The sequence below is a fragment of the Serratia sp. H1w genome (genome assembly GCF_000633355.1).
In the GTDB taxonomy this organism is placed as follows: Bacteria; Pseudomonadota; Gammaproteobacteria; order Enterobacterales; family Enterobacteriaceae; genus Chania.
Genome location: NZ_AYMQ01000038.1, coordinates 1 through 13,351, shown reverse-complemented (window position 1 = coordinate 13,351; position 13,351 = coordinate 1). Strand labels below are relative to the sequence as shown.

15 protein-coding genes are annotated in these 13,351 nt (G+C 56.6%); 11 read left to right on the top strand and 4 right to left on the bottom strand.

What is annotated here, in order from left to right; all coding sequences use genetic code 11:
* Window positions 1-25: 25 nt before the first annotated feature.
* The 3 genes from U869_RS0106705 to amiA all read right to left on the bottom strand — a co-directional run bounded on the left by U869_RS0106705 (window position 26) and on the right by amiA (window position 2,351).
* Window positions 26-481, bottom strand: coding sequence for a YaiI/YqxD family protein (locus U869_RS0106705; RefSeq protein WP_024527105.1), 456 nt, complete (start codon window positions 479-481; stop codon window positions 26-28).
* Entirely contained in the window at window positions 481-1,401 is a 921-nt protein-coding gene (gene hemF, locus U869_RS0106700; protein ID WP_025120814.1) for an oxygen-dependent coproporphyrinogen oxidase, read from the bottom strand. The genes U869_RS0106705 and hemF overlap by 1 nt, the downstream gene beginning before the upstream one ends.
* A gap of 68 nt (window positions 1,402-1,469) precedes the next feature.
* Window positions 1,470-2,351 carry an N-acetylmuramoyl-L-alanine amidase AmiA gene (gene amiA / locus U869_RS0106695; RefSeq protein ID WP_025120815.1) on the bottom strand — a complete coding sequence of 294 codons (882 nt, stop codon included), beginning with the start codon at window positions 2,349-2,351 and terminating at the stop codon, window positions 1,470-1,472.
* 272 nt (window positions 2,352-2,623) lie between these two features.
* Here amiA and U869_RS0106690 point away from each other — a divergent pair, with 272 nt between their 5' ends.
* Complete coding sequence (locus tag U869_RS0106690) at window positions 2,624-3,049, top strand: GNAT family acetyltransferase (protein ID WP_021807072.1); 426 nt, start codon at window positions 2,624-2,626, stop codon at window positions 3,047-3,049.
* Window positions 3,050-3,256: 207 nt separating this feature from the next.
* On the opposite strand, the gene U869_RS0106685 is transcribed toward U869_RS0106690, so the two are convergent.
* Window positions 3,257-3,649 carry a YgiW/YdeI family stress tolerance OB fold protein gene (locus tag U869_RS0106685; RefSeq protein WP_025120816.1) on the bottom strand — a complete coding sequence of 131 codons (393 nt, stop codon included), beginning with the start codon at window positions 3,647-3,649 and terminating at the stop codon, window positions 3,257-3,259.
* Between the two features lie 158 nt (window positions 3,650-3,807).
* On the opposite strand from U869_RS0106685, the gene U869_RS0106680 reads away from it, so the two are divergent.
* From U869_RS0106680 to U869_RS0106635, 10 genes are all read left to right on the top strand, one after another.
* Entirely contained in the window at window positions 3,808-4,272 is a 465-nt protein-coding gene (locus tag U869_RS0106680) for a DUF2919 domain-containing protein (RefSeq protein ID WP_025120817.1), read from the top strand.
* Between the two features lie 120 nt (window positions 4,273-4,392).
* A complete protein-coding gene (locus tag U869_RS0106675; RefSeq protein ID WP_025120818.1) occupies window positions 4,393-4,977 on the top strand; it encodes an RpoE-regulated lipoprotein in 585 nt (194 codons plus the stop codon).
* Between the two features lie 149 nt (window positions 4,978-5,126).
* Window positions 5,127-6,026: a Dyp-type peroxidase gene (locus U869_RS0106670; protein WP_025120819.1), complete on the top strand. Its 900-nt coding sequence runs from the start codon at window positions 5,127-5,129 to the stop codon at window positions 6,024-6,026.
* Between the two features lie 304 nt (window positions 6,027-6,330).
* A complete protein-coding gene (locus U869_RS0106665; RefSeq protein WP_025120820.1) occupies window positions 6,331-7,353 on the top strand; it encodes a sulfate ABC transporter substrate-binding protein in 1,023 nt (340 codons plus the stop codon).
* Entirely contained in the window at window positions 7,353-8,186 is an 834-nt protein-coding gene (cysT, locus tag U869_RS0106660; protein WP_024527114.1) for a sulfate/thiosulfate ABC transporter permease CysT, read from the top strand. The genes U869_RS0106665 and cysT overlap by 1 nt, the downstream gene beginning before the upstream one ends.
* Window positions 8,186-9,061, top strand: coding sequence for a sulfate/thiosulfate ABC transporter permease CysW (cysW, locus tag U869_RS0106655; RefSeq protein ID WP_025120821.1), 876 nt, complete (start codon window positions 8,186-8,188; stop codon window positions 9,059-9,061). The genes cysT and cysW overlap by 1 nt, the downstream gene beginning before the upstream one ends.
* The gene (gene cysA / locus U869_RS0106650) at window positions 9,051-10,139 is read left to right on the top strand and encodes a sulfate/thiosulfate ABC transporter ATP-binding protein CysA (protein WP_025120822.1); all 1,089 of its coding nucleotides are present in this window, start codon (window positions 9,051-9,053) and stop codon (window positions 10,137-10,139) included. The genes cysW and cysA overlap by 11 nt, the downstream gene beginning before the upstream one ends.
* A 74-nt stretch (window positions 10,140-10,213) precedes the next feature.
* Window positions 10,214-11,095, top strand: a complete 882-nt coding sequence (cysM, locus tag U869_RS0106645; RefSeq protein WP_025120823.1) for a cysteine synthase CysM — start codon at window positions 10,214-10,216, stop codon at window positions 11,093-11,095.
* Between the two features lie 197 nt (window positions 11,096-11,292).
* On the top strand, window positions 11,293-11,973 hold the full coding sequence (locus U869_RS0106640) for a response regulator transcription factor (RefSeq protein WP_025120824.1): 681 nt from the start codon (window positions 11,293-11,295) through the stop codon (window positions 11,971-11,973).
* Window positions 11,974-11,978: 5 nt separating this feature from the next.
* The gene (locus U869_RS0106635) at window positions 11,979-13,298 is read left to right on the top strand and encodes an ATP-binding protein (RefSeq protein WP_025120825.1); all 1,320 of its coding nucleotides are present in this window, start codon (window positions 11,979-11,981) and stop codon (window positions 13,296-13,298) included.
* Window positions 13,299-13,351: the final 53 nt, after the last annotated feature.

The following is a 13,351-nucleotide window of genomic DNA, read 5'->3' as shown; positions in this document are numbered from 1 at the left end:
TGGGGGTGAAGGGCATCACCCAACGCTAGTTAGCCCGCTTCGCCTGTTGTAGCCATTTATCTAACTCATTGGCGAACTGCTGGCGATCGCGCTGGTTGAGGGTATTCGGCCCTCCGGTCTGGATACCGCTGGAGCGCAGAGTATCCATAAAGTCACGCATGTTCAGGCGTTCACGAATGGTGTCTGGCGTATACCGCTCGCCGCGTGGATTGAGGGCTATAGCACCTTTTTCTATCACTTCGGCGGCCAGCGGAATATCGGCGGTGATCACCAGATCGCCTTTTTCACAGCGGCGCACGATCTCGTTATCCGCCACGTCAAAGCCTGCGGCAACCTGCAAGGTGCGGATAAATTTGGACGGTGGCGTGCGCAGCGGCTGATTTGCCACCAGGGTTACCGGCATCGCTGCGCGGTCGGCGGCACGGAACAGCACTTCTTTAATCACGTTCGGACAGGCGTCGGCATCGACCCAAATCTGCATTATGGTTGCTCCTGTAGCCAGTCGCGCACCGGCAGGAAGTCACGGTATAGCGCGGCTTCCGGGCTGTCGGGGGCGGGCTGGAAGTTATATTCCCAACGGACCAATGGCGGCATCGACATCAGGATCGATTCGGTGCGGCCCCCGGTTTGCAGGCCGAACAGCGTACCGCGATCCCACACCAGATTAAACTCGACATAGCGGCCACGGCGATACAGCTGAAACTGGCGTTGATGGTCACCCCAAGGCAGTGCTTTACGTTTTTCCACGATCGGCAGATAGGCTGCCAGGAAACCTTCACCAACCGCTTGGGTAAACGCGAAACAGCTGTCGAAATCCGGGGTATTGAGATCGTCAAAAAACAGGCCGCCGATGCCACGAGCTTCGTTGCGGTGTTTGATGAAGAAATAGTCGTCGCACCACTTTTTGTATTTCGGGTAGACGTCGTCACCGAAGGGCGCGCAGAGCTGTTGTGCGGTGCGGTGCCAGTGAATGGCGTCCTCTGCAAAGCCATAAAAGGGCGTTAAGTCGAAGCCGCCGCCAAACCACCATACTGGCTCTTCTCCCGGTTTTTCCGCGATAAAGAAGCGTACGTTGGCATGGCTGGTGGGAACGTAAGGGCTGAGTGGATGGATCACCAGTGATACGCCCATTGCCTGGAAGCTGCGCCCGACCAGTTCTGGACGATGTGCGGTGGCAGAGGCGGGCAGCGCGGCAACGGAAACGTGGGAAAAGTTTACCCCGGCCTGTTCGAATACCGCGCCGTTAGTCAGCACCCGGCTGCGGCCACCGCCGCCTTCCTCGCGCGTCCAGCGATCTTCGATAAAACTGGCTTTGCCATCGGCCTGGGCCAACTGCTCACAAAGCTGGTCTTGCAACGCCAGCAGGAAGGTTTTTACTGCGGCAACGGTGGGTAAACTCATACGGGTTATTCACAACGGGTAACTGAACAGGGCGGCAAGTATACCTTTTCGCCTCGTATTTTGCAGGCCTAGTGCGTTTTGCGTTGGTGTATGTCGTAATATTGGAAGAACTTGATCACGCCGTCGGCAATGGCGCGCGCAATTTTTTCGCGAAAGGCTGTCGTTCCCAACAGGCGTTCCTCACCAGGGTTGGTGATAAAAGAGGTTTCTACCAATACCGAAGGAATGGAAGGGGACTTTAGTACGGCAAACGCCGCCTGTTCGGTGCTCTCGCTGTGCAGGCGATGGACTGGCCTGATCTGCCCGAGCACGTGGCGGCCCAGGGTCAGGCTGTTATTGATGGTGTCGGTTTGCACCAGATCGAACAGCACCTGTTGCAGATAGTTGTCCTGATCTTTGTATTTGCCCCCCGCGACGTCATCGGCGGCGTTCTCCTTATTGGAGAGATAGCGTGCCATCGCGCTGCTGGCTCCGCGGTTGGAAAGGGCAAACACCGAGGCTCCGGCGGCATCCGGGCTGGTAAAGCCATCGGCATGGATCGAGATAAACAGATCGGCCTGATGCTGGTGGGCAATTTCCACGCGTTGGAACAGCGGGATAAACTCGTCCTCCTCGCGGGTCAGGCGGGCTTCTACATGTTCGTGCTCATGCAAAAAACGCCGTACATGATTGGCGATTTCCAGCACCACGTGTTTTTCCTGCGAGCCTTCATGGCCGACAGCACCGGAGTCGATACCGCCATGGCCGGGATCGATCATCACTACTCTTTTGCTCCCCGTGGCCTTGGGCAGCGGTTTGCTGTGCGGCTTGGGTTGCAGCATATTGGCCTGAGTGGGGGCGGTTTTGCCACCGAGCAGGGCCAAAGCCAGGCCGGAGAGCAGCAGTTGGCGGCGGGTCGGTGCAGCGGTGAGGGGGGTAAAATTGAGGTAGGGTTTGCTCTGTTTCTTCATCACGCGCGGCTCCAACTCGATCAATCTATTTCGCGACGTTATAGCGTATTGATACTCATTAATCGACTTGATAACTATTGCCATTTATTACCTGGCTTGCGGAGGGTGACGTTGGCAGGTTGGCGTAAGCCAACTACTATCAATTTAAGATGATCCGCAGTATGGCAAGTTATCACCCATAGCTAGCGCCCGGTGGCTTGAAACACGGCGGTTAACAGTGAATAATCACGCAATAAGCAGATAAACCTATTAATTAACAGCGGCGAACATTAATGGAAATTCGCGTATTTCGGCAAGACGACTTTGAAGAGGTCATCACCCTGTGGGAGCGATGCGACCTGTTGCGGCCATGGAACGATCCCGAGATGGATATTGAACGCAAACTGAACCACGATCCGGATCTGTTTTTGGTGGCGGAAGTGGGCGGTGAGGTGGTTGGCTCGGTGATGGGGGGTTACGACGGTCATCGTGGCTCGGCCTATTATTTGGGCGTTCACCCAGACTATCGCGGGCGCGGCATTGCCAATGCGCTGATTAGTCGGCTGGAGAAAAAGTTGATTGCGCGCGGCTGCCCAAAAATTCAGCTGATGGTGCGTGAAGATAACGATACCGTGATCGAGATGTATGAAAAGCTCGGCTACGAGATCCAGGCGATTACCAGCCTCGGGAAACGGCTGATCGAGGATCAGGAGTATTAGATTGTTGTGCCTAATGTCCCCTCACCCTAACCCTCTCCCACAGGGAGAGGGGACCGATCGAGTTCGTTATTCGTTAGAGAAGATTGCCTGACCACGGCTCCGAATCAGCCCCATTTTGCACTGAGTTACAGTTTAGCCACGGTACCTGACCATGGCTCCGAATCAGCTCCCTCTCCCTGTGGGAGAGGGTTGGGGTGAGGGGGAGAATTATGGCAATTTCTTGATGTTTTTCACATCCACTTCTACGTTGCTCCAGTCTTTATCCACTTTCCCTTCCAACTGGACTTTGTCTTTTGGGGTGATGGTCTGACCGTTCCAGCGTTTTTTGTCGATCTCGACCGTCAGTGTCCCGGTGGCATCGCGGAAGGTGTAGGTATCATCACCGACGCGCTGTTCGATATTGCCCTGCAACATCACCCAGGTATCGTCGCTCAGTGACTTGACCTTATCTACCGTGGTCAGTGCGGCACTTGGGCCGGAAAAGCCGCCTTGGGTAGTGGTTTGAGTTTGCTGCGCGTTAGGATCCAGGAATCCGCCTTGTTGAGCCAGAACGGGGGCACTGCATAATGCGATGAGGGTAAGTAAAGCGATCTTTTTCATCTGAGTCTTCCTTATCAGTGGTCTGAATAATTTCCCGTCAGCGGGAGATAGCCTGATTAAACCATAAGGATCTTAAGAGCTTCTTAAGCTGGACATTGAAATTGGGGATCGTTGCCGCCATTTGCAAGGGTAATCATAACATCGGCAAGGAACAGCGTTTGAAGGCGTCAACACACCGGTTTTCACCGGACGATTACGATCAGCACGGTATGCTACGGTTGCCGCTGTGGTTTTGGGGCGTACTGATCTTGCAGGCTCGTACCTGGCTGCTGTTTGTGATGGCGGGAACCTCCCGCGATCAGGGCAGCGGCCTGCTGCAACTGTTTTACCCGGATAGCCAGCGTTTTTGGTACGGCATGCTGCTGGGATTACCGGCGGCGTTGGCCTTTCTGATTGGCGGCCGCCGCCAGCATTGGCCCCGTCTGTGGCGCTGTTGGCGTTGGGTGCTGGTGGTTTCGCTGGCAGCGGCACTGCTTGGTTCGCTTTACAGCCTGTGGCAGCAAGATAGCAATGAGCCTCCGCTGGATCTGTTGCTGGTGCTGCTGGATGTACTGGCGATGGGGTATCTGTTAATGAATCAGCGTTTGCGCGCCTGTTTTATCCCGCAGGATGAGGCCGGTTAATTGTTAAAAACTGCGGCACTTTTCCCAATTTACGCACTCCAATCTGGCAATTGATGGCGCAGCCTCCGCGGTTATGAGAGCCTGCCTGTCGCCGATGTGTTTGATGTTAAGGAGCTATGAATGAATATTCGCCCACTGCTGTTAGGGCTACCGCTGTTGTTGACCGGCTGTTCGGCCATGTCAAACTTTTCCTGGTCCAGCCTGTCGCCGTTCAACTGGTTTGGCGGCAGCGTGCAGGTGAGCGCTAAAGGCGTCGGTGATGTGGGAGCCGGTACCCCTATGACGGAGGCGGCGATTGGTCAGGGTCTGAATAACAACTACCGCATGCGTGGCGGGATGGCGACCAACCAGGGGCAGATTGTGTCCTACTTCCAGGCGCTGGACGGAGATGACGTGAAGCTGGTGATCACCGGGGAACCGAAAGGCCACGTGCAGCGGGTTGACGTGATGGACGCCAAGATCGCCACCGAATGGGGCAGCAAGCTGGGCACACCGTTTAGCGAACTGTTCAGCAAGGCCTACGGTGCCTGTAGACCGGCCGAAGGCGAGGATGCCGGCAAGGTCGAATGCGTGGCGGAGCAAAGCCGCAATGTCAGCTATATCTTCACTGGCAAATGGGCTGGCCCGCAAGATCTGATCCCACCGGATGATACCCTGCAAAGCTGGACGGTGAGCAAAATCATCTGGCATGCCAAAGCGCAATAATTCTCATTGTGGGCGCACCTACCGGTGTGCCCGCCTAAAACCCTATTTTCTTTGCGTTCGGGCAAGGCAATCAGCCTGCGATACGTTATGCTATTACGCGTTTATAACAGGGAAACCTGTTACCCGATTCAGGTCTTGAGGACAACAACATGACACAGGTTCAGAGCGGCATCCTGCTGGAACACTGCCGTTTTGGCATTTTTATGGAAGCGATGGTGCAGGGCGAATTCGTCGATCTGCGCCAGGGTTGCAAACAGTTTTGTCAGGTGCTCGGCGAGTTGCAGCAACAGTTTCCAGATGCGCATTTAGGGGCGGTGATTGCCTTTGGTTCCGACGTTTGGCATGACCTTTCCAACGGCCAGGGTGCCAAAGAACTGAAGCCTTTCGCACCGCTGGGCAAAGGGCTGGCACCGGCAACTCAGCGCGATATGCTGATCCATATTCAATCGCTGCGTCATGACGTCAACTTTACCTTGGCGCAGGCCGCTCTGGCCGCGTTTGGCAACACTATTCGCATTGAAGAAGAAACGCACGGTTTCCGCTGGGTAGAAGAGCGCGATCTGAGCGGCTTTATCGACGGCACCGAAAACCCGCAGGGCGAGCAGCGCCCAGAAGTGGCGGTGATTGGCGCAGGCGAAGAAGACGAAGGCGGCAGCTACGTGCTGGTACAGCGTTACGAGCACAACCTGCGCCAGTGGCAGCGTTTCACCACCGAGCAGCAAGAGCAGATCATTGGCCGCACCAAGCACGACAGCGAAGAGCTGCCGCCGGAGCAACGCCCAGATACCTCGCACGTCAGCCGTGTCGATCTGAAAGAAGACGGCAAAGGGCTGAAAATTTTGCGCCAGAGCCTGCCTTATGGCACCGCCAGCGGCAAACATGGCCTGTATTTCATCGCCTATTGCGCGCGTCTGCATAACATCGAACAGCAGTTGTTGAGCATGTTCGGCGAGTTGGATGGCAAGCATGATGCAATGCTGCGTTTCAGCCGTGCGGTGACCGGCAGTTACTACTTTGCACCTTCACTGACGCGTTTGATGTCGCTTTAATTTGATTGGCTCCTATGTGGGCGGTTAAACGGGCTCTGCATGCGGCTAAAGGGCGCAGCATGCGGCGCCCCTACAAGACAAACTCGCCAGCATTGCCGCTTTGCCATCATTCCTGGGCCAGTTCCGCTGGCCCCGGTTTTCCCCTCCCTCTGCGGTGAACCGCTCCCCTCCTGCCTTATAGCGTTTGATGCTTGAAAATCACTAAACGGTATATAAAAGCGTTACAGGTCTGCATCAAGTTATAAATACACTGGTCATAATCAGGGCGTAAGCCCGGCGGCAAGACTCAGTGATAAGGTGCAGAATGAAACATTCCCGGGTAAAAAATACGCTGTTGCAAGGTTGGCTGGTGGCTGCATTGTTAGCCAGCGGCACGGTCTCGGCGGCAGAATTGCTCAACAGCTCTTATGACGTCTCCCGCGAACTGTTTTCCGCGCTGAATCCTGGTTTTGAAAAGCAGTGGGATCAGCAGCATCCGAACGACAAACTGACCATCAAGCAGTCCCACGCCGGCTCTTCCAAACAGGCGCTGGCGATTTTGCAGGGTCTGCGTGCCGATGTCGTCACCTATAACCAGGTCAGCGACGTGCAAATCCTGCACGACCGTGGCCAGTTGATCCCGGCAGACTGGCAGCAACGCCTGCCGAACAACAGCTCACCTTTCTATTCCACCATGGCCTTCCTGGTACGCAAGGACAACCCGAAAGGGATCCACACCTGGAGCGATCTGGTGCGTGATGACGTGAAGCTGGTATTCCCGAATCCGAAAACCTCTGGTAATGGCCGTTACACTTATCTGGCCGCCTGGGGTGCTGCCAGCCAGGCCGACGGCAACGATCAGGCCAAGACCCGTGAGTTCATGACCCGCTTCCTGAAGAACGTGGTGGTGTTTGATACCGGCGGCCGTGGTGCAACGACGACCTTTGTCGAACGTGGCCTGGGTGATGTGCTGATCAGCTTCGAATCGGAAGTGAACAACATCCGCAAACAGTACGGTGAAGACAAATATGAAGTGATCGTGCCACCGGTCGATATTCTGGCTGAGTTCCCGGTAGCCTGGGTGGACAAAAACGTCGAGAAAAACGGCACCGAGCAGGTGGCGAAAGAGTACCTGAACTATCTCTATAGCCCGGCGGCGCAGAAACTGATCACCAGCTTCTATTATCGCGTTAATGACGCGCAGGTGATGGCGGCGGCCAAAGGCCAGTTCCCAGACACCAAGCTGTTCAGCGTGGAAGATCAGTTTGGCGGCTGGCCGCAGGTAATGACTGCCCACTTTGCAACCGGTGGTGAATTGGATCAACTGTTAGCGGCAGGGCATAAGTAATGTTTTCGATGGCCAGCAAGCGGGTTCTGCCTGGGTTCACTCTCAGTCTGGGAAGCAGCCTGCTTTTCACCTGCCTGATTTTGCTGTTGCCGCTCAGCGCGCTGGTGATGCAGCTGGCGCAGATGAGCCTGGCACAGTATTGGGAAGTGATCACCAATCCACAGGTGGTAGCCGCTTATAAAGTGACGCTGTTGGCAGCAGGGGTTGCCAGTATTTTCAACGCGGTATTTGGCATGTTGATGGCCTGGATCCTGACCCGTTACGAGTTTCCTGGTCGCTCCTTGCTGGATGGCCTGATGGATTTGCCGTTTGCGCTGCCTACGGCGGTGGCCGGTCTGACGCTGGCGGGGCTGTTTTCGACCACCGGCTGGTACGGTCAATGGCTGGCGCATTTTGATATCAAGGTTTCATTCACCTGGCTGGGGATCGCGGTAGCGATGGCCTTTACCAGCATTCCTTTCGTCGTGCGCACGGTACAACCGGTGCTGGAAGAGTTGGGGCCGGAGTATGAAGAGGCTGCCGAAACGCTCGGGGCGACCCGCTGGCAGAGCTTCCGCCGTGTGGTATTGCCAGAGGTTGCACCCGCGCTGTTGGCGGGGACGGCGCTGTCGTTTACCCGCAGCCTGGGGGAATTCGGCGCGGTGATTTTTATCGCCGGCAATATCGCCTGGAAAACCGAAGTGACGTCCTTGATGATTTTTGTGCGCTTACAGGAATTCGATTACCCGGCAGCCAGTGCGATTGCCTCGGTGATCCTGGCGGCATCGCTGTTGCTGCTGTTTGCGATTAACACTTTGCAGAGCCGCTTTGGCCGCCGTATTGGAGGTCACTGATGGCTGATGTTACCGCCCTGAACGGCGCAGCGCGTCCACGCGTGAATTGGGGGAAGTGGACGCTGATCGCCATCGGCGCGCTGTTCTCCATCCTGCTGCTGGTCGTGCCGATGGTGATGATCTTTATCGAGGCATTCTCCTCCGGTGTGGGCGCTGTATGGCATAACCTGTCGGATCCGGACATGCTGCACGCCATCTGGCTGACGGTGCTGGTGGCTCTGATCACCGTGCCGGTCAATCTGGTATTCGGGACTTTGCTGGCTTGGTTGGTCACACGCTTTACCTTCCCAGGCCGTCAACTGCTGCTGACGCTGTTTGATATGCCGTTTGCGGTGTCGCCGGTAGTGGCGGGGCTGCTGTATCTGCTGTTTTACGGCACCAACGGCCCGATTGGCGGCTGGCTGGATGCCCACGACATTCAACTGATGTTCGCCTGGCCGGGCATGGTGTTGGTCACCATATTCGTGACCTGTCCGTTTGTGGTGCGTGAACTGGTGCCGCTGATGATGAGCCAGGGCAGCCAGGAAGACGAAGCTGCCGTGCTGTTGGGCGCTTCCGGCTGGCAGATGTTCCGCCGTGTCACCTTACCGAACATCCGCTGGGCATTGTTGTACGGCGTGGTGCTGACCAATGCCCGCGCGATTGGCGAGTTTGGTGCGGTATCGGTGGTGTCCGGCTCTATTCGTGGCGAGACCTATACCTTGCCACTGCAAGTGGAATTACTGCATCAGGATTACAACACCGCCGGGGCATTTACCGCTGCGGCACTGCTGACCCTGATGGCGATCGTCACCCTATTTTTGAAAAGCGGACTGCAATGGCGCCTGGCGCGTCAGGATGCGCGTCTCGAGCGGGAGGAAAATCATGAGCATTGAGATTAACGGTATCAACAAGTCTTTTGGTCGTACCAAGGTATTGAACGATATCTCGCTCGATATTCCCTCCGGTGAGATGGTGGCGCTGTTAGGTCCGTCAGGCTCTGGCAAGACTACCTTGCTGCGTATCATCGCCGGGCTGGAAAGCCAGAGCAGCGGTAAGCTGGGCTTCCACGGCACCGATGTCAGCCGCGTGCATGCGCGTGACCGCCGTGTCGGTTTCGTGTTCCAACACTATGCGCTGTTCCGCCATATGACGGTATTCGACAATATCGCCTTTGGCCTGAGCGTGTTGCCACGCCGCGAACGTCCGAATGCGGCGGCGATCAAACAGAAAGTCACACAGTTGCTGGAGATGGTGCAGTTGGGTCATCTGGCCAACCGCTACCCGTCGCAGCTTTCCGGTGGCCAGAAGCAGCGTGTGGCTTTGGCGCGTGCGTTGGCGGTAGAACCCCAAATCCTGCTGCTGGATGAGCCGTTTGGTGCGCTGGATGCTCAGGTGCGTAAAGAATTGCGCCGCTGGTTGCGTCAACTGCATGAAGAACTGAAGTTCACCAGCGTGTTCGTCACCCACGATCAGGAAGAAGCGATGGAAGTCGCTGACCGTATCGTGGTGATGAGCCAGGGGAATATCGAACAGGTGGGGTCGCCGACCGAGATCATGCGCGAGCCGGCAACCCGTTTCGTGCTGGAGTTTATGGGCGAAGTGAACCGCCTGAACGGTGAAATTCGTGGTTCCCAACTGTTTGTGGGCGCTCACCAATGGCCGCTGTCGTTCCAGCCAATGCACCAGGGCAGTGTCGAGCTGTTCCTGCGTCCGTGGGAAATGGAGATCGGCACCGATTGCAGCACCCGCTGCCCATTGCCGGTACAGGTGTTGGAAGTCAGCCCACGCGGCCATTTCTGGCAGTTGACCGTACAGCCGATTGGTTGGCATCAGGAGCCGATCAGCGTGATTATGTCGGAAGGCCATGTCACGCCAGTTCGCGGCGACCGTTATTACGTTGGCAGCCTGAATGCCCGCCTCTACGCCGGTGAACAATTGCTACAACCGGTTGCGTTAGCGAAAAGCGCCTGATAGTTTCTAACCTATTACTCCCATTTCAAGGCAACCTTTGGGTTGCCTTTTTACTTCATATACAGGCAACGATTGTGACCACGCTGGAACAGTGCATCGGTAATACACCGTTAGTAAAACTACAACGACTGGCCGAGGGGCTGGACAGTGAAATCTGGGTCAAGCTGGAGGGCAACAATCCGGCGGGTTCGGTGAAGGATCGTGCCGCGTTGGGGATGATCCAGCAGGCGGAACTGCGCGGTGAAATCCAGCCGGGCGACACGCTGATCGAGGCTACCAGTGGTAATACCGGTATCGCGCTGGCAATGATCTGTGCGATGAAAGGCTACACGCTGAAGCTGCTGATGCCGGAAAACATGAGCATGGAACGCCAGGCGGCGATGCGTGCCTATGGTGCCGAACTGATCCTGGTCAGCCGCGAACAGGGGATGGAAGGGGCGCGTGATCTGGCGCTGGAGATGCAGCAGCAGGGGCAGGGCAAGGTGTTGGATCAGTTCAATAATCTGGATAATCCCTACGCACATTTCACTACCACCGGGCCGGAAATCTGGCAACAGACCGCAGGCCGCATCAGCCATTTCGTTTCCAGCATGGGTACCACCGGCACCATTACCGGCGTTGGTGGCTATCTGAAAAGCCAAAGTTCGCAGGTGAAGATCATCGGATTACAGCCCGCTGAAGGTAGCAGCATTCCGGGGATCCGCCGTTGGTCACCGGCCTATTTGCCGGGCATTTTTCGCTCTGAGCTGGTGGATCAGGTGCTGGATATGGCACAAAGCGAAGCGGAACAGACCATGCGCCAACTGGCACAGCGCGAAGGTATCTTCTGTGGCGTCAGCTCCGGCGGTGCCGTAGCCGGTGCGTTACGCATCGCTGCGGCCAACCCTGGCAGCGTCATTGTCGCCATTATTTGCGATCGCGGTGACCGCTATCTGTCTACCGGCGTATTCTCATAGCCGAGTGATTGTCGGTAGTGGCATGTTCACTCCACTACCGATTTTCTAATACCCTTCTTGCCTTTTATCCGACCCTCTTCCCAATGTCTCCAATTCGATTTTCTGCCAGCGTTCGCATATTGTAAGGATTAGGTAAAACCGGCTGCGTTGCGGGGCAATAGACGCGAAAATGGCGGCAAATCAGCGAAGGAGTGAGCATGAAAATTTTATTGGTCGATGACGATCTGGAACTTGGCACCATGCTGAGCGAATACCTGACGGCTGAAGGATTCAACGCGTCCCTGGTGCTGACCGGCAAGGCAGGTGTGGATGGGGCGCTTTCTGGCGATTATACCGCGATGATCCTCGATATCATGCTGCCGGACATGAGCGGCATCGACGTGCTGCGCGAAGTACGTAAAAAGAGCCGCTTGCCGATCATTATGCTGACGGCCAAGGGTGACAATATCGACCGGGTGATCGGCCTGGAGATGGGGGCCGACGACTACGTGCCCAAACCTTGTTATCCGCGCGAACTGGTTGCACGCCTGCGCGCGGTATTGCGCCGGTTTGAAGAGCAGCCGGAAGCGGTGGATAAAGTTTCTGTTCTGAGCTTTAACGAATTGACGCTCAACCCGTCCACCCGCAGCAGCGCATGGCAAGGAAAGGCGTTCGATCTCACCGCCTCTGAGTTCAATCTGCTGGAGCTGCTGTTGCGTTCGCCTGAACGAGTGGTCTCGAAGGATGAACTGTCAGAGAAAGGGCTGGGGCGGCCGCGCGAGGCTTACGATCGCAGCGTGGACGTGCATATCAGCAACATCCGCCAGAAGCTGGGCGCGCTAACGGATAATCGACTGAGCATTGAAACCGTGCGCAGTATCGGTTACCGCATCAGGTAATGCCGATGCGCGGAAGACTGTTTTGGAAAATACTGCTCGGTTTCTGGCTGACGTTTATCATCATGACCCAGGCGCTGTGGGTGACGTTCGCGTTCTACGGCAATCGCCATGAATCGCCGGAAAACAGCATGGCCCGGCGTATTGTCAGTCTGCAACTGACCTCTGCGGCCTCGGTGTTACACAGTGGTGGAATGCCGGCTTTGAACGCGATGGTTGAAGACTGGCCCGAAGTTGAGCGGCGCTTCTTCAGCGTGACGCCAGCGGCTCAACCTCCTGCTGAGGAACCAGAGCAAAGCCAGGTAAAGGAAAGGCCGACCAAGATGGTGGAATGGGTCAAAGGAGCTGACAACCAGGGCTATCTGCTGAGCTACGATGTGGAAGGGCTACGGGCCGAATACCGGCCAGCCAAGCGTTGGCGGTTACTGAACATTCCGGAACCGATGGTGTGGGTCGGTGGGCTGGGGGGGTTGCTGTTCAGCGCCATGTTGGCCTGGAACCTGACGCGCCCGATGCGACAACTGCGCGCCGGTTTTGAGCGGGTGGCGCAGGGCGATCTGGCGGTGCGGCTGTTCCCGGCGATGCGGCGGCGGCATGACGAACTTTCCGAGGTGGCGCGTGACTTTGACAGCATGGCAGAGCGGCTGGAAGTGTTGGTCAGCGCCCGTGAGCAATTGCTGCATGATGTCTCCCATGAGTTGCGTTCACCGCTGGCCCGCTTGCAGCTGGCTATTGGTCTGGGGCGGCAAAATCCGAGCAACGTGGAGAACTCGTTACAGCGGATTGAGCATGAAGCCGGGCGGTTGGACAAGATGATTGGCGAACTGCTGGCGCTGTCACGTACCGAGAACAACAGCTTGCCGGATGACGAGGAGTATTTCGACCTTTACGGGCTGGTGGAGGCGGTGGTCAATGATGCGCGCTACGAGGCGCAGATCCCAGGCGTAGAGATCGTTTTGCAGGCCAGCTCCGATGTGGAATACACCGTGAAAGGCAATGCCGAACTGATGCGTAGGGCGGTGGAGAACATTGTGCGTAATGCCCTGCGTTTTTCCAGCCACGGCCAGCGGGTTACGGTGGCGTTGACACGCATCGACCAGTCGTTCCAGATCCAAGTCAGCGATCAGGGGCCGGGGGTAGAAGAGTCGAAGCTTTCCAGCATCTTTGATCCCTTTGTCCGGGTGAAATCGGCGATGTCCGGTAAAGGCTACGGCCTGGGCCTGGCGATCACCCGTAAAGTGGTACTGGCCCACGGTGGACAGGTTGAGGCACATAACGGCGAGCAGGGCGGCCTGGTGATCACGCTGCGTGTGCCACGCTGGAGCTAAGCGCTAGATGGTTATTCAGCCCCTCACCCCGACCCTCTCCCTGTACAGACCGG

Bases quoted from the DNA above. Each gene is read 5' to 3' on its own strand.
- U869_RS0106705 (WP_024527105.1), bottom strand. From the start codon at position 481: ATGCAGATTTGGGTCGATGCCGACGCCTGTCCGAACGTGATTAAAGAA.
- hemF (WP_025120814.1), bottom strand. From the start codon at position 1,401: ATGAGTTTACCCACCGTTGCCGCAGTAAAAACCTTCCTGCTGGCGTTG.
- amiA (WP_025120815.1), bottom strand. From the start codon at position 2,351: ATGAAGAAACAGAGCAAACCCTACCTCAATTTTACCCCCCTCACCGCT.
- U869_RS0106690 (WP_021807072.1), top strand. From the start codon at position 2,624: ATGGAAATTCGCGTATTTCGGCAAGACGACTTTGAAGAGGTCATCACC.
- U869_RS0106685 (WP_025120816.1), bottom strand. From the start codon at position 3,649: ATGAAAAAGATCGCTTTACTTACCCTCATCGCATTATGCAGTGCCCCC.
- U869_RS0106675 (WP_025120818.1), top strand. From the start codon at position 4,393: ATGAATATTCGCCCACTGCTGTTAGGGCTACCGCTGTTGTTGACCGGC.
- U869_RS0106670 (WP_025120819.1), top strand. From the start codon at position 5,127: ATGACACAGGTTCAGAGCGGCATCCTGCTGGAACACTGCCGTTTTGGC.
- U869_RS0106665 (WP_025120820.1), top strand. From the start codon at position 6,331: ATGAAACATTCCCGGGTAAAAAATACGCTGTTGCAAGGTTGGCTGGTG.
- cysT (WP_024527114.1), top strand. From the start codon at position 7,353: ATGTTTTCGATGGCCAGCAAGCGGGTTCTGCCTGGGTTCACTCTCAGT.
- cysW (WP_025120821.1), top strand. From the start codon at position 8,186: ATGGCTGATGTTACCGCCCTGAACGGCGCAGCGCGTCCACGCGTGAAT.
- cysA (WP_025120822.1), top strand. From the start codon at position 9,051: ATGAGCATTGAGATTAACGGTATCAACAAGTCTTTTGGTCGTACCAAG.
- U869_RS0106640 (WP_025120824.1), top strand. From the start codon at position 11,293: ATGAAAATTTTATTGGTCGATGACGATCTGGAACTTGGCACCATGCTG.
- U869_RS0106635 (WP_025120825.1), top strand. From the start codon at position 11,979: ATGCGCGGAAGACTGTTTTGGAAAATACTGCTCGGTTTCTGGCTGACG.